The sequence below is a fragment of the Denitratimonas organivorans genome (genome assembly GCF_037478135.1).
In the GTDB taxonomy this organism is placed as follows: Bacteria; Pseudomonadota; Gammaproteobacteria; order Xanthomonadales; family Xanthomonadaceae; genus Denitratimonas.
On the sequence record NZ_JBBHDV010000003.1, the window covers coordinates 226,406 to 241,515 of the forward strand.

Genomic DNA, 15,110 nt, shown 5'->3' on the forward strand with positions numbered 1-15,110 from the left:
CCGCCCAGCGCGTTAGTCCACAACTACAAGCGGCAACAGCCGTAATCACTGAACAACGGAAACATTCACATGAGCACGAACGATCGCGACAACGGCGACGGCATGCTGGAGAAGCTGGTTGCTGTCAACCGCGTCTCCAAGACCGTCAAGGGCGGCCGCCAGTTCACCTTCACCGCATTGACGGTGGTGGGCGACGGCAATGGCAAGGTGGGCTTCGGTTACGGCAAGGCGCGTGAAGTGCCGGTCGCGATCCAGAAGTCGATGGAAGCGGCACGCCGCGGTCTGGTCGACGTCAACCTGAAAAACGGCACCATCTGGTACCCGGTCAAGGCCAACCACGGCGCCGCGCGCGTGTTCATGCAGCCGGCTTCCGAAGGTACCGGCGTGATTGCCGGTGGCGCGATGCGCGCCGTGCTGGAAGCGGCCGGCGTCACGGACATCCTGGCCAAGGCCGTGGGTTCGCGTAACCCGATCAATCTGGTGCGTGCCACGATCAAGGGCCTGTCGGCGGTACAGTCGCCAGCCCAGGTCGCGGCCAAGCGCGGCAAGAGCGTGGAGGAACTGAGCCATGTCTGATAACGCCAAGACCGTCAAGGTCCGTCTGGTCAAGAGCCTGGCCGGCACCCAGCAGCGTCACCGCCTGTCGGTGAAGGCGCTGGGCCTGAACAAGCTTAATGATGTGCGCGAGCTGCCGGACAACCCGTCCGTACGCGGCCTGATCAACCAGGTGTATTACCTGGTCCGCGTTGAGCAGTAATCCAAGGAGTCCGCACCATGCGTCTTAATACACTCAAGCCAGCAGATGGCGCCCGCCGCGAACGCACCCGCGTTGGCCGCGGTATCGGCTCCGGCCTCGGCAAGACCGCTGGCCGTGGCCACAAGGGTTCGTTCGCCCGCAGCGGCAAGGGCAAGATCAAGGCCGGTTTCGAAGGCGGCCAGATGCCGCTGCAGCGGCGCCTGCCGAAGGTCGGGTTCCGTTCGCGCATCAAGCACGAAACCGCCGAAGTGCTGCTCTACAAGCTGGCCCTGGTGGATGTGGAAACGATCGATTTCGCTGCGCTGCGTGCGGCCAAGCTGGTTCCGTCCACCGCCAAGTACGCCAAGATCGTCCTGAAGGGCGGTATCGACAAGAAGGTCGTGCTCAAGGGCATCGCAGTGACCGCAGGCGCGCGGGCCGCCATCGAGGCGGCCGGCGGCAGCATCGAGGAGTAATCCCTTGTCGCAGGCATCGAAAGCAGCCGCCGCCCTGGTGGGTTCTGGCAAGTTCACCGAACTTCGCCAGCGCCTGCTGTTCGTGCTCGGCGCATTGATCATCTACCGCCTTGGCACCTATCTTCCGGTGCCGGGCGTGGACTCGGAGGCGATGCTGCGTTTCATGGAGCAGCAGCAGGGCACCATCGTGGACATGTTCAACATGTTCTCCGGTGGTGCGCTGGAGCGTTTCAGCCTGTTCGCGTTGAACGTGATGCCCTACATTTCCGCGTCGATCATCGTGCAGATGGCGTCGCAGATTTTCCCGAGCCTCCAGGCACTGAAGAAGGAAGGCGAATCCGGGCGTCGCAAGATCACCCAGTACACCCGTATCGGCACGATCCTGCTGGCGGTGTTCCAGTCCTACGGCGTGGCCTATGCGCTGCAGTCGCAGGGCGGTGGCACCGGCATGGACATCGTGATGGCGCCGGGCCCGGGCTTCCTGTTCACGGCGGTGATATCGCTGACCGCCGGTACCATGTTCCTGATGTGGCTGGGTGAGCAGGTGACCGAACGCGGTGTCGGCAATGGCATCTCGCTGATCATCTTCGCCGGCATCGTGGCCGGCCTGCCCAGTGCCGTGATCGGCACGCTGGAGCTGACCCGCAATGGCGAGCTGAGTGCGTTCGCGGTATTGACCGTGTTCGTGCTGGTGCTGGCGATCACCGCGTTCGTGGTGTTCGTGGAGATGGGCCAGCGCCGCATCACGGTGAACTATGCGCGGCGCCAGGGCGGCCGCCAGGCCTACATGAACCAGAGCTCGCACCTGCCGCTCAAGCTCAACATGTCCGGCGTGATCCCGGTGATCTTCGCCTCGTCGATCATCATGTTCCCAGCTACCGCATCCAGCTGGTTCGCTCAAGGCAGCGAAACCCGCTGGCTGCAGAACCTGTCCGCAGCGCTGGCCCCGGGCGAGCCGCTGCACCTGGTGCTGTATGCGCTGATGATCGTGGGTTTCACGTTCTTCTATACCGCGCTGGTGTTCAACTCGCAGGAAACCGCCGACAACCTGAAGAAGTCGGGCGCGCTGATCCCGGGCATCCGTCCGGGCAAGGCCACCGCCGACTACATCGATGGTGTGCTGACCCGGCTCACGGGCTGGGGTGCGCTTTATCTGGTGGCGGTGTGTCTGCTGCCCGAGTTCATGCGCATGGCGTGGGCGGTACCGTTCTATTTCGGCGGCACCTCGCTGCTGATCGTGGTCGTCGTGGTGATGGACTTCACCGCGCAGATCCAGGCCCATCTGATGTCGCATCAGTATGAGAGCCTGATGAAGAAGTCCAATCTGAAGAGCGGTTCGCGCGGCGGCTTCGCGCGCGGATAAGGCCGGTCCCATGCCCGCGCGGGAGTAGCGCGTGCGCCGTCCAGATGTATCGGACAGGCAAGGATCGGTTCTGTCGCTGGAGCCCGGGCACACTCCCCGGGCCGGGTCCTGATGCCGTGTTTCGCATCTGGGCTTTATGACAACCCGAAGCCATGTTATCATTTCCGGCTCACTGGGCTGGAAACAGCAACGAAATCATCGGAGAACGCGTAATGGCGCGCATTGCGGGCGTAAACCTTCCTGTCCAGAAGCATGTCTGGGTCGGGTTGCAGAGCATCTACGGCATTGGCCGAACCCGTTCCAAGCTTGTCTGCCAAGCAGCTGGCGTGGAATCCAGCATCAAGATTCGTGACCTCACCGAGGGCGACGTCGAGCGCCTGCGTGCCGAAGTCGGCAAGTACATCGTCGAGGGCGACCTGCGCCGCGAAATCGGCATCAACATCAAGCGTCTGATGGACCTGGGCTGCTACCGCGGCCTGCGTCATCGTCGTGGCCTGCCGATGCGTGGCCAGCGCACCAAGACCAATGCCCGCACCCGCAAGGGTCCGCGCAAGGCGATCAGGAAGTAAGGACCAGACATGAACAAGCAGGCCAAACAGCCGAAGAAGAAGATCCGTCGCGTCATTACCGACGGCATCGCGCATGTGCATGCGTCCTTCAACAACACGATCGTCACCATTACCGACCGCCAGGGCAACGCGCTTTCCTGGGCTACCTCTGGTGGCGCCGGTTTCCGCGGTTCGCGCAAGTCCACCCCGTTCGCGGCGCAGGTTGCCGCCGAGCGCGCCGGCAAGGCGGCGTTGGACTACGGTCTGAAGACGCTGGAAGTGCAGATCAAGGGCCCGGGTCCGGGCCGTGAGTCCGCCGTTCGTTCGCTGAACAACGTCGGCTACAAGATCACCAACATCATCGACGTGACGCCGATCCCGCACAACGGGTGCCGTCCGCCGAAGAAGCGCCGCGTCTAAAGGAGGCCGATACCATGGCACGTTATATTGGACCTACCTGCAAACTCGCACGTCGCGAGGGCGCGGATCTTTCCCTCAAGAGCCCGGCGCGTGCGCTGGATTCCAAGTGCAAGCTGGAGCAGAAGCCCGGCCAGCACGGTGCGGTCGCCAAGCGCGGCAAGCTGTCGGACTATGCCTTGCAGCTGCGTGAAAAGCAGAAGGTCAAGCGCATCTACGGCCTGCTGGAGCGCCAGTTCCGCAACTACTACAAGAAGGCCAGCACCAAGAAGGGCAACACCGGCGACAACCTGATGCAGTTGCTGGAAACCCGTCTGGACAACGTCGTCTACCGCATGGGCTTTGCCGTCACCCGTCCTTCCGCACGCCAGCTGGTGTCGCATCGCGGTGTGACCGTTAATGGCCAGATCGTCAACCTGCCGTCCTACCAGGTGCGTCCGGGTGATGCGATCGCCCTGACCGAGCGTGGCCAGCGCCAGCTGCGGGTGCAGGAAGCCCTGACCCTGTCGCAGGAAATGGATCTGTCCCCGCACTGGGTCGAAGTGGACGCGAAGAAGTTCAGCGGCCTGTTCAAGGCGGTGCCAGATCGCGCCGACCTTCCCTCGGACATCAACGAGGCGCTCATCATCGAGCTGTACTCGAAGTAATCGGAGTAAGCGCAATGTCAGTTACCGCTACCCAGGTGCTGCGTCCGCGCGGCCCGAACATCGAAACCCTCGGCCCGAACCGGGCCAGGGTCATCATCGAGCCGCTCGAGCGTGGTTATGGCCATACCCTTGGCAACGCCCTGCGTCGCGTGCTGCTGTCCTCGATCCCCGGCTTTGCCGTGACGGAAGTCGAAATCGACGGCGTGCTGCACGAGTACACCACGGTCGAAGGCCTGCAGGAAGACGTGCTCGAAGTCCTGCTGAACCTCAAGGACGTGGCGATCCGCATGCACAATGTCGATCAGACCGTGCTGACGCTGGAAAAGCAGGGCCCGGGCGTGGTCACCGCAGGTGACATCCAGGTTGACCACAATGTCGAAATCCTGAACCCGGACCACCTGATCTGCCACCTGACCAAGGACACCGCGCTGAGCATGCGGCTTAAGATCGAGCGTGGTTTCGGCTATCAGCCGGCTTCGGCCCGCCGCCGTCCGGATGAGGAAACCCGCGCCATCGGCAAGCTGGTGCTGGATGCCTCGTTCTCCCCGGTGCGCCAGGTCGCATACGACGTGGAAAGTGCTCGCGTCGAACAGCGCACCGACCTGGACAAGCTGGTGCTGAACATTGAAACCAATGGCACGATCGATGCGGAGGAAGCGGTACGTACCGCAGCCGACATCCTGACCGATCAGCTCTCGGTGTTCGGTGACTTCACCCAGCGCGAGCGCAGCACCACCAAGCAGCCCAGCACCGCCGGCATCGATCCGGTGCTGTTGCGTCCGATCGACGATCTTGAGCTGACGGTGCGTTCGGCCAACTGCCTGAAGGCCGAGAATATCTACTACATCGGTGACCTGATCCAGCGTACCGAGGTCGAACTGCTGAAGACCCCGAACCTGGGCAAGAAGTCGCTGACCGAGATCAAGGAAGTGCTGGCACAGCGCGGCCTGTCCCTCGGCATGAAACTGGAAAACTGGCCGCCGGCCGGTCTCCAGCAGGGCATGCTCGGCTAAGACCGGGCATGCAGGCAGGCGGCTCCGTCCGCCTGCGGCCATCAGGTCCGGACATGGATGACCGGATCGGCACCACAAGACCAACAATGTTGCGCCAGGAAGGCTTCAGCAAAGAGCCGCTTCAACCTTTACAGGATCAATCACCATGCGCCACCAGAAATCCGGTCGCAAGTTCAACCGCACCAGCTCACACCGCGAAGCGATGTTCCGCAACATGGCGGCCTCGTTGATCAAGCACGAGCTGATCAAGACCACCCTGCCCAAGGCCAAGGAACTGCGCCGCGTGGCCGAGCCGCTGATCACCATCGGCAAGGTCGATGGCGTGGCCAACCGCCGTCTGGCCTTTGCGCGCCTGCGCGACAAGGAAGCGGTCGGCAAGCTGTTCGTCGAACTCGGACCGCGTTACCAATCGCGTCCGGGCGGCTACCTGCGCATCCTCAAGTGCGGTTTCCGCGATGGCGACAATGCGCCGATGGCCTATGTCGAACTGGTGGATCGCCCGCGTGTCAGCGCCGAGACGGCGGCCGACGACGAATAATCCGTCCCGCCCTGCAACGTTACATGCCACAGGCCCCGCGCAGCAGATGCCGGGGCCTGTGTCGTATGGGCTAGCATAAAGCGATCTTCAGGCAGGCCTTCCCCCGACGTGCATCACGAGCGACGTTCACGACCTTTGCAGCTCGTGCTTGCGGCCTTGCTTGGACTGTGCGTCCTGCTGCTCGCGGGCCTGCGCTTTTATGCACTGGATCGTGCCCCGCCGGGTTTCTATCTGGATGAGGCCGCGATCGCGGCGCAGGCGATGTGCGTGGCTGAAACCGGACTGGCCGCCGATGGGGGCTTCAGCCTGTTTGCGCCGGTGCTGGCCGCAGGTTATGTCACGCCCGTCACCCTGTGGCTTTCGGCAGGCTGGATCCACGTATTCGGGGATTCACCCGCGGCGTTCCGCGCGCTTGCCGCAACGATGGGGCTGCTGGGCCTGATCGCCGTGATGTTTGCGGCGAAGGCCTGGCAGGGCAGGGGCGTGCCCTGGGGCGTGCTGCCCTGGGGGATGGCGGCGATCGTGGTGGTTGCTTCGCCGTGGTTGTTCCAGCTTTCCCGGGTGTATTGGGATCCGATTTTTGCGGTGGCGATGTGGTGCGTGGCGCTTGCCTGCTGGTGCCGCTGGTACCGGGAACGTACACCTGCGATGCTGTTCTGGTTGGGCGTGTTCTCCAGCCTGGCGATGCTGGGTTATCCACCTTTCCGCGTCGCTGTTCCGCTCTCGCTGCTGGCGATGTTGGTGCCGTTCCGTTCCTGGGGCTGGCGCGAGTGGGCGGCACTTGTCGGTGGCGGTGCCGTGGGTTTGCTGCCGTTGCTGGATACCATTGGCGATATGGATTTCTGGTTCCGCAGCAACTACCTGGCGGTCTGGAGTTCGTACCATCTGGAACAAACCGGAGCATCGCTGTGGGATGTGCCCGGTATTGCATTGCGTAATTTCGCGCTGCATCTGGACCCACGCTTCTGGTTGCTGCAGGGCGACGCCAACCTGCGTCACAGCACCGGCTATGGCGGACTGATCGGCCCGGCCGAAGCATTGGGGCTGGCGGCGTTGGTGTTTCTGGCACTGCGTGGGCGGTTGAATGCCGAGATCCGGGTGTTGCTGCTGATTCCGATCGGCCTGCTGCCGGCTGCACTGACCTGGCAGTTGCCTCCGCACGCACTGCGGGCGCTGCTGGCCGCACCGGCTTTCCTGCTTGCCGCACTGCTGGGCGTCGAACAGTTGCGGCAGCGCTTTCCGCAGGCGGCCCCGCTGCTGGTGATGTCGCTGGCGCTGGGGTTCTTCGCCTTCTATGCAAACGATTACTTAAACCGTTATCCACACAGGTCGAAGGACTGGTACGACGTGGCGACCATCAACCATTGGCTGGAAACGCGTGAGTGGGACCAGCCCAAGCAGGAGCTGTCGCACAAGTATTTCCGCATGAGCGTGGATGGCGAGGCTTGCCACGCCCAGCCATGACGCAGCTTCCGTCCCCTGAGCATCGCAGCATCCTTGGCGGGTTTGCCCTGGCGCTGGCCTGGCTGGCGATGCTGCTGTATGCGATGCCGGCGCCGCTGATCGGTGATGAGGCCGTGCATGCCCCGCAGATCCAGCTTTTCCTGCACGGAGACTTCCGTGTTTTCGATGAATGGCTGACCAATGTGCCGGGTTATCACTGGCTGGTAACTGCGTTGCTGTGGCCCATCGGGGTCGATGCGATCGGCTGGATCCGGGCCGTGGGTGGATTGTTCGTGCTGGCATGCCTGCTGGTGATGTACCGCATCCGGCAGCGATTGCATCCCGAGGATGCGTTGCGCTCGACTGCGCAGTTGTTCTTTCTGCCGGTGCTGCTGGTCTATGGCTGGCTGGCCTATACCGATGTGCCGGCACTGGCCTTCCTGCTGGGTGCATTGCTGGCCACGATCCTGGGCCGGCACAAACTGTCGGCAGTGCTGTTGCTCGGCTCGATGGCAATGCGGCAAAACCAGGTGCTGTGGGCCGCGTTCCTCGCGCTGTACGCGGCCTGGCCGGTGCTTGCTGCCAGTGGCTGGCAAAGCTGGCGACAGTGGCGAAAGCTGGCAGTGATCGGCTGGCCCTATCTGGCCTGCGTGGCTATCTTCCTGGGCTACTGGTTCTGGAATGGCTCGATTTCCTATTCCAGTGCGCAGGCCAAGGCGCATCCGGACCTGAGCTGGCATGTCGGCAACCCCTTCTTCCTGATGGTGCTGGCGGCGATGCTGTTTCCATTCCACATGGCCGCCGGATGGGGGCGTGCCATCAGGCGCTTGCGCTCCGGCCAGGGTTGGCTTTGGCTGCTGGTTCCGCTGGTCGTCCTGTTTGTGTATGGCTGGCAGTTCCAGGTTGATCATCCCTACAACCGGCCGATGGGCGTATCGCTGCGCAACCAGTGGCTGCAACTGGTGGCCACCGATGCCTGGGTGCGATGGGGGTTCGGGTTGGCAGCAGCCTGGGCCAGCGTGGGCCTGCTCTTTGCCCGGTACGTGGTGCCACAGGGCTGGTTGTGGTTGCCGTTCTCGCTGTTGTTCGTGGGCGCCTCGTGGATGATCGAGACGCGCTACACCCTTGTGCCTTTCGTATTGTTCCTGGCGCTGCGGCGGCCGGAGGCGGCGTGGGCCGAGCGGGTTACACTGGCGGGGTGGATCGTGCTGTCGGGCTGGCTGGCGTGGAATGTGTTCGACCTCAACTTCATGCTCTAGGCCATGGCTTCCATGAGTACCCGCAATCGCATGTTGTCCGGATGGCTCGCGCTTGGCGTTGTCTGGCTGGCGATGCTTGCGCTGGTGTTGCCGGGTACGCCCATTCTCGACGACGTGGTGCACTGGTCCCAGGTCAAACGCTTCCTCAACGGCGACTACCGGGTCTACGCCGACGCATTGACGAATGTGCCCGGTTACCACTGGCTTCTGACCGGGTTGCTGTGGTCGTTCGGAAGCGATGCACTGGGTCCGATGCGGGTGGTCACCGCCTTGATGCTTGTGGTTTGCGTGCTGCTGTTCCATCGCATCCGGCTGCGCCTGCATCCGGCCGATGCGCAGCGCGCCAGCGCTCAGTTCTTCTTCCTGCCGGTGATGTTCGTCTATGGCTACATGGCCTATACCGATGTGCCGGCGCTGATGTTCCTGCTGGCAGCATTGCTGGCGACGATCCATGCACGGCATCGCACTTCGGCGTTGCTGTTGCTGGCGTCGATGGCGATGCGGCAGAACCATGTGTTGTGGGTGGTGTTCCTCGCCGTTCTGGCCGCCTGGCCGGCCCTGGTCCGGGTGGCACGACTCTGGGCGGTTGATCGCGGTTCGATCCGGGCCTGGGGCCAGTGGGCCGCTTCGATATCCGTGATTGTCTGGCCCTATGTGTTGGCCACGCTGTGCTTCCTCGCGTACTGGGCGTGGAATGGCTCGATCTCGTACTCGACCGCACAAAGCCGGGCCGTCCATCCGGATCTGCGGCTGGATGCGGGCAATCCGGTGTATCTGGCAGCCCTCGCTGCGCTGCTCTTCCCGTTGCAGATGGCGGCGGGTGGAGGCGTCTGGTCACGAGCGCGCGACAGCCTGGATGCTGGTGGTTCCGGCTGTTGCCGCTGGCCGCGTTCGGATTGTATGTGCTGCTGTTCAAGGTCAGCCATCCCTACAACCTCAACCCCGACAACATTTTGCGCAACCAGTGGCTGCAACTGGTTGCCACTGGTGGCGCGGCCTGGTGGGTGTTCGGCGGGTTGGCGACGGCGGGCCTGTGCGGCCTGCTGTTCCAGCGCCATGTCGTGCCACAGGGCTGGTTGTGGTTGCCGTTTTCGCTGTTGTTTGTGGGCGCCTCGTGGATGATCGAGACGCGCTACACTCTTGTGCCTTTCGTATTGTTCCTGGCGCTGCGGCGGCCGGAGGCGGCGTGGGCCGAGCGGGTTACACTGGTGGGGTGGATCGTGCTGTCGGGCTGGCTGGCGTGGAACGTGTTCGACCTGCGTTTCATGCTGTGAGCGGAAGCCCACGACGCTGCGGCACTTTTGCCCGCCGCCAGGGTCCAAACAGCGGTCGTTTCCTTCTTCAATTCCGAGTGTGCCGATGAATCCGTTGTCCTGGTCGTTCCGTGTGCAGTTTCTTGCTGGTGTGCTGGTCTGTGCCGGCTTGCTGGGCTATGCGTTGTATGCGCAGTACCGGATGTTCCTGGACCCGTGTCCGCTGTGCATCTTCCAGCGTGTGGTGTTCATGGTGATGGGCGCGGTGTTTCTGCTTGGCGCCTTGCATGGACCGAGGGGCTGGGGGCGCAAGGTGTATGGGGTGCTGGTGTTTCTGGTGTCGATGGTCGGGGTCGGGATCGCCGGGCGCCACGTCTGGCTGCAGAGTCTGCCGCCGGGCGATGTGCCGGCCTGCGGCCCGGGGCTGGAGTACATGATGGAGGCGTTTCCGTTGAGCAAGACCTTGTCGATGGTGTTCACCGGTTCGGGTGAATGCGCCAATGTGGACTGGAGCTTTGTTGGCCTGTCGATGCCGGCGTGGACGCTGATCTGCTATGTGTTGCTGGGCGCGGGCGCACTCTGGGCCGGGTTTCGCCGGCGCTGATCCGGGCGGGCAGGGGAACACGGGAAGACGCGCAGCCGCCAGCGTGCTGTGGCATTATCGTGCACCGCATCATTTTCGGCCGTCCGCATGAGTGCTCCAGAATTCCGCCCTGAACCCGTTCGCCAGCCCGACGACTGGTCTCCGACGTCCTGGCAATCACGTACGGCACTGCAGCAGCCCGGTTATCGCGACCAGGCGGCGCTTGAAGCAGCCAAGGCGGAACTGGCGACGTTGCCGCCGCTGGTCACCTCGTGGGAAATCTTCGAACTCAAGCGGCAGCTGGCCGAAGCGCAGGAAGGCAAGCGCTTTCTGCTGCAGGGCGGCGATTGTGCCGAGAGCTTCGCCGATTGCGAATCCGGGCTGATCTCCAACCGGCTCAAGGTGCTGCTGCAGATGAGCGTGGTGCTGGTGCACGGCCTGCGCCTGCCGGTGGTACGCGTGGGCCGTTTCGCCGGGCAGTACGCCAAGCCGCGGTCGGCCGATACCGAAACCCGCGATGGCGTCACATTGCCATGCTATCGCGGTGATCTGGTCAACGCGCCGTCTTTCACGGCCGAAGCGCGCGAGCCCGACCCGCGCCGCATGATCAAGGGTCACGCGCGTTCGGCACTGACGATGAACTTCGTCCGTGCGCTGATCGAAGGCGGCTTTGCCGACCTGCATCACCCCGAATACTGGGATCTGGACTGGATGCGGCATTCGCCGCGCGCAGCTGATTACCAGTACATGATCAGCGCGATTGGTGACGGCGTGCGTTTCATGGAAACGCTTTCGGGAACCTCGATCCACAACCTCAACCGGGTCGATTTCTTCACCTCGCACGAGGCCCTGCTGCTGCCCTACGAGGAATGCCTGACCCGGCAGGTGCCGCGTCAGTGGGGCTGGTTCAACCTGTCCACGCATTTCCCGTGGATCGGTTTGCGCACCGCAGCAATCGATGGGGCGCATGTCGAGTACATGCGCGGCCTGCGCAACCCGATCGCGGTCAAGGTGGGGCCGTCGGTCACGCCCGACCAGCTGATCGAACTGATCGACCGCCTCGACCCCGACAATGAACCCGGCCGTCTGACGCTGATCCATCGCATGGGCCGCGCCAATATCGAAAAGGGCCTGCCGCCGCTGCTGGAAGTGGTCAAACGTGAAGGCCGGCGTGTGCTGTGGGTGGCCGATCCGATGCATGGCAACACCGAAAGCACCAACGCCGGGGTCAAGACGCGGCGTTTCGAGAACATCCTGGGCGAGCTGGAGCTGGGCTTCGACCTGCACGCCGCCGCCGGCACCCGCCTGGGCGGCGTGCATCTGGAACTGACCGGCGAGAACGTCACCGAATGTCTTGGCGGCGCCCGTGATCTGACCGAAACCGATCTGGCCCGCGCCTACCGCTCCACCGTCGATCCGCGGCTGAACTACGAGCAATCGCTGGAACTGGCGATGCTGATCGTGCGCAAACGCGGCGTGCTGCCGGCGGCGTTGTAATCACGCGGCCGGTTGGCTGCGCTATTGCTTGCCCGCCGCGCGCAGTACATCGGGCAGCGGTACCGGCTGACCGCTGGCACGATCAATCCAGACCAGCACGACTTCGCCATCGGCATGCAGCACGCTGCCGTCGGCCGATTCGATGCGGTTGGCGATGGTCAGGCTGGTGCTGCCGACGCGCGCGATAGATTGGGTGACGATGACGTCGCCCGGCCAGCTGATCGGCATGCGGTAGTTCAATTGCACCGCAGCCATCACCGGCGCTGCGGTCACTTCGCCCCAGTCATCGGCCAGGGTGTGCAGCCACTGCACCCGGGCTTCTTCCAGATAGCGCAGGTAGTTGGCGTTGTTGACGTGATTGAAGGCGTCCAGATCGCCCCAGCGCACCGGGATGCGGTACTGGAAGGCGGACGGCGGTGAAGTGGTGTGGCTCATGCGGTTTTCCGTTTTTGTTCGGCGGGTTGCAGCAGCGGCATGAGGAAGCGGCCGGTGTGCGAATCGGGTGTGGCGGCGACGGTTTCCGGGGTGCCGGCGACCAGGATGGTGCCGCCGCGATGGCCGCCTTCCGGACCAAGATCAACGATCCAGTCGGCGGTCTTGATGACGTCCAGATTGTGTTCGATGACGATCACGGTGTTGCCGTCATCGCGCAGGCGGTGCAGGACCGCGAGCAGTTGTTCGATGTCGTGGAAATGCAGGCCCGTGGTGGGCTCGTCCAGGATGTAGAGTGTGCGCCCGGTGTCGCGCCGCGACAGCTCCTTGGACAGTTTCACGCGCTGCGCTTCGCCGCCGGAAAGTGTGGTCGCCGGCTGCCCGAGCTTGATGTAGGACAGGCCCACCTGTATCAGTGTTTCCAGCTTGCGGGCGATCGACGGCACCGGCTGGAACAGCGTGAAGGCATCCTCCACCGTCATATCCAGCACATCGTGGATGGTGTGGCCCTTGTAGGTGATGTCCAGCGTCTCGCGGTTGTAGCGCTTGCCGCCGCAGACATCGCAGGGCACGTAGACATCAGGCAGGAAGTGCATCTCGACCTTGATCAGGCCATCGCCCTGACAGGCTTCGCAGCGCCCGCCCTTGACGTTGAAGCTGAAGCGCCCCGGCGTGTAGCCGCGCGCGCGCGCCTCGGGCATTTGCGCGAACAGCTCGCGCAGCGGCGTGAACAGGCCGGTATAGGTGGCAGGGTTGCTGCGCGGAGTGCGGCCGATCGGCGCCTGGTTGATGTCGACCACCTTGTCGAACAGTTCCATGCCCTCGACCGCGCGATAGGGTGAAGGCTGGGTCGAGGCGCCATTGAGCTGGGCTGCGGCGATCGGGTGCAGCGTGCTGTTGATCAGGGTCGACTTGCCCGAGCCGGAAACACCGGTGACGCAGGTGAACAGGCCGGCGGGAATCGCCAGATCCACGTCCTTCAGATTGTTGCCGTGCGCACCGCGCAGGTGCAGCCACTGGTCCGGCTGCGGCGTCTTGCGTTCGGGTGGCAGCGCGATGCCACGCTTGCCGGAAAAGAACTGGCCGGTGATCGAACGTTCGCTGGCGATGATGTCGGCCAGCCGGCCCTGCGCCACGACCTCGCCACCGTGCACGCCGGCACCCGGGCCGATGTCCACGATGTGGTCGGCCAGCCGGATCGCGTCTTCGTCGTGTTCCACCACGATCACGGTATTGCCCAGATCGCGCAGCCGCGTCAGCGTGCCGAGCAGGCGTTCGTTGTCGCGCTGATGCAGGCCGATGGAAGGCTCGTCGAGCACATACATCACGCCGACCAGCCCCGCGCCGATCTGGCTGGCCAGCCGGATGCGCTGGGCTTCGCCGCCGGAGAGCGAGTCGGCCTGGCGGTCCAAGGTCAGGTAATCCAGCCCGACATCGACCAGGAAGCGCAGCCGTTCGCGGATTTCCTTGACGATGCGCTGCGCGATCTCGCCGCGCCAACCGTCCAGTTCAAGCGTGCCGAACCAGCGGTCGGCCGCGTCGATTGGCAATGCGGTCAGCGCCGGTAGCGTGCTGTCGCCGACCCAGACATGGCGTGCAGCGCGGTTCAGGCGCTGGCCTTCGCACTCCGGGCAGGGACGGTTGCTGATGAAGCGCGAAAGCTCCTCGCGCACCTGCGAGGATTCGGTTTCGCGATAGCGCCGCTCCAAGTTCGGAAGGATGCCTTCGAAGCGATGCTTGCGCTGGCTGCGGCCGCCGGCCTCGGTGATGTGGGTGAACGCGATGGCATCCTTGCCGCTGCCGTGCAGCACCGCTTCGCGCGCTGTTTTGGACAGCTCCTGCCACGGCGTATCGATATCGAAGTCGTAGTGCCGCGCAAGCGAGGCGATCAGCTGGAAGTAGTAGTGACTGCGCCGGTCCCAGCCGCGGATCGCACCGGCCGCCAGGCTCAGTTCGGGATGCGTGACGACCCGGTCCGGATCGAAATACTGGCTCACGCCCAGACCATCGCAGCTCGGGCAGGCACCCATCGGCGCATTGAACGAGAACAACCGCGGTTCCAGTTCCGGCAGCGCGTAATCGCAGACCGGGCAGGAATAGCGCGAGGAGAACAGATGCTCCGGCGCCTGCGGATCGTCCATGTCGACCACGCGCGCCAGGCCATCGCCCAGGCGCAATGCCGTCTCGAAGGATTCGGCCAGGCGCTGCTTGATGTCCTCGCGCGGGCGGAAGCGGTCGATCACCGCTTCGATCGTGTGCTTGACGCGCAGCGCCAGCTTGGGCGGATCGTCCAGCTCGATCACGTCGCCATCAACGCGCGCACGCACCAGCCCCTGCGCACGCAGTTGCTCGAACACCTGCACGTGTTCGCCCTTGCGCTCTCGGATCACCGACGCCAGCAGCATCCAGCGTCGCTCGGGATCCAGTGCCAGGGTCGCATCGACCATCTGGCTGACGGTCTGTGCTTCGAGCGCAAAATCATGTTCCGGACAGCGCGGCGTGCCGACCCGCGCGTACAGCAACCGCAGATAGTCGTAGACCTCGGTGATCGTGCCGACCGTGGAGCGCGGGTTGTGCGAGGTGGATTTCTGCTCGATCGAGATCGCCGGCGACAGCCCCTCGATATGGTCCAGATCCGGCTTTTCCATCACCGAGAGGAACTGGCGCGCGTACGAGGACAGCGATTCGACATAGCGCCGCTGGCCTTCGGCGTAGATCGTGTCGAACGCCAGCGAGGACTTGCCCGAGCCGGACAGGCCGGTGATCACGATCAGCCGGTCGCGCGGCAGTTCCAGATCGATGTTCTTGAGGTTGTGCGTGCGCGCGCCGCGAAGGCGGATGGTGTCCATGCAGGAGCCTGTTGAAGCCGACCGGCGATTTTAGCAGTGCGCCGGCGCGCATCCGT

17 protein-coding genes are annotated in these 15,110 nt (G+C 63.9%); 15 read left to right on the forward strand and 2 right to left on the reverse strand.

The annotated features are described in order from the left end of the window. The first annotated feature begins 69 nt into the window (after positions 1-69). From rpsE to WDB66_RS05020, 15 genes are all read left to right on the forward strand, one after another. The gene (gene rpsE, locus WDB66_RS04950) at positions 70-576 is read left to right on the forward strand and encodes a 30S ribosomal protein S5 (RefSeq protein WP_487931575.1); all 507 of its coding nucleotides are present in this window, start codon (positions 70-72) and stop codon (positions 574-576) included. After that, the gene (gene rpmD, locus WDB66_RS04955; protein ID WP_339397420.1) at positions 569-757 is read left to right on the forward strand and encodes a 50S ribosomal protein L30; all 189 of its coding nucleotides are present in this window, start codon (positions 569-571) and stop codon (positions 755-757) included. Before rpsE ends, rpmD begins: the two co-directional genes overlap by 8 nt. Positions 758-774: 17 nt before the next feature. Then, complete coding sequence (rplO, locus tag WDB66_RS04960; protein ID WP_339397421.1) at positions 775-1,212, forward strand: 50S ribosomal protein L15; 438 nt, start codon at positions 775-777, stop codon at positions 1,210-1,212. 4 nt (positions 1,213-1,216) lie between these two features. Beyond that, positions 1,217-2,575 (forward strand): preprotein translocase subunit SecY, encoded by a 1,359-nt coding sequence (gene secY / locus WDB66_RS04965; RefSeq protein ID WP_489670818.1) that lies wholly within the window; start codon positions 1,217-1,219, stop codon positions 2,573-2,575. 212 nt (positions 2,576-2,787) lie between these two features. After that, on the forward strand, positions 2,788-3,144 hold the full coding sequence (gene rpsM, locus WDB66_RS04970; RefSeq protein WP_339397422.1) for a 30S ribosomal protein S13: 357 nt from the start codon (positions 2,788-2,790) through the stop codon (positions 3,142-3,144). 9 nt (positions 3,145-3,153) lie between these two features. Next, positions 3,154-3,543 carry a 30S ribosomal protein S11 gene (gene rpsK / locus WDB66_RS04975; RefSeq protein ID WP_339397423.1) on the forward strand — a complete coding sequence of 130 codons (390 nt, stop codon included), beginning with the start codon at positions 3,154-3,156 and terminating at the stop codon, positions 3,541-3,543. 14 nt (positions 3,544-3,557) lie between these two features. Then, positions 3,558-4,187 carry a 30S ribosomal protein S4 gene (gene rpsD, locus WDB66_RS04980; RefSeq protein WP_339397424.1) on the forward strand — a complete coding sequence of 210 codons (630 nt, stop codon included), beginning with the start codon at positions 3,558-3,560 and terminating at the stop codon, positions 4,185-4,187. Positions 4,188-4,201: 14 nt separating this feature from the next. Beyond that, complete coding sequence (locus WDB66_RS04985; protein WP_339397425.1) at positions 4,202-5,200, forward strand: DNA-directed RNA polymerase subunit alpha; 999 nt, start codon at positions 4,202-4,204, stop codon at positions 5,198-5,200. A 145-nt stretch (positions 5,201-5,345) separates the two neighbouring features. Beyond that, a complete protein-coding gene (rplQ, locus tag WDB66_RS04990) occupies positions 5,346-5,738 on the forward strand; it encodes a 50S ribosomal protein L17 (protein ID WP_339397426.1) in 393 nt (130 codons plus the stop codon). A 156-nt stretch (positions 5,739-5,894) separates the two neighbouring features. Continuing rightward, positions 5,895-7,202 (forward strand): ArnT family glycosyltransferase, encoded by a 1,308-nt coding sequence (locus WDB66_RS04995; protein ID WP_339397427.1) that lies wholly within the window; start codon positions 5,895-5,897, stop codon positions 7,200-7,202. Then, the gene (locus WDB66_RS05000) at positions 7,199-8,440 is read left to right on the forward strand and encodes a Dol-P-Glc:Glc(2)Man(9)GlcNAc(2)-PP-Dol alpha-1,2-glucosyltransferase (RefSeq protein WP_339397428.1); all 1,242 of its coding nucleotides are present in this window, start codon (positions 7,199-7,201) and stop codon (positions 8,438-8,440) included. The genes WDB66_RS04995 and WDB66_RS05000 overlap by 4 nt, the downstream gene beginning before the upstream one ends. 12 nt (positions 8,441-8,452) lie before the next feature. Beyond that, entirely contained in the window at positions 8,453-9,562 is a 1,110-nt protein-coding gene (locus WDB66_RS05005) for a Dol-P-Glc:Glc(2)Man(9)GlcNAc(2)-PP-Dol alpha-1,2-glucosyltransferase (protein WP_339397429.1), read from the forward strand. Beyond that, entirely contained in the window at positions 9,559-9,714 is a 156-nt protein-coding gene (locus WDB66_RS05010) for a hypothetical protein (protein ID WP_339397430.1), read from the forward strand. Before WDB66_RS05005 ends, WDB66_RS05010 begins: the two co-directional genes overlap by 4 nt. 85 nt (positions 9,715-9,799) lie before the next feature. Next, entirely contained in the window at positions 9,800-10,297 is a 498-nt protein-coding gene (locus WDB66_RS05015) for a disulfide bond formation protein B (protein WP_339397431.1), read from the forward strand. Between the two features lie 87 nt (positions 10,298-10,384). After that, entirely contained in the window at positions 10,385-11,773 is a 1,389-nt protein-coding gene (locus WDB66_RS05020) for a class II 3-deoxy-7-phosphoheptulonate synthase (protein WP_339397432.1), read from the forward strand. 21 nt (positions 11,774-11,794) lie between these two features. Here the strand turns inward: WDB66_RS05020 and WDB66_RS05025 are convergent, their stop codons facing one another. Together WDB66_RS05025 and uvrA are read right to left on the reverse strand one after the other, a co-directional pair. After that, on the reverse strand, positions 11,795-12,208 hold the full coding sequence (locus tag WDB66_RS05025) for an acyl-CoA thioesterase (protein ID WP_339397433.1): 414 nt from the start codon (positions 12,206-12,208) through the stop codon (positions 11,795-11,797). Further along, the gene (uvrA, locus tag WDB66_RS05030) at positions 12,205-15,054 is read right to left on the reverse strand and encodes an excinuclease ABC subunit UvrA (RefSeq protein ID WP_339397434.1); all 2,850 of its coding nucleotides are present in this window, start codon (positions 15,052-15,054) and stop codon (positions 12,205-12,207) included. The genes WDB66_RS05025 and uvrA overlap by 4 nt, the downstream gene beginning before the upstream one ends. Between the last annotated feature and the right edge of the window lie 56 nt (positions 15,055-15,110).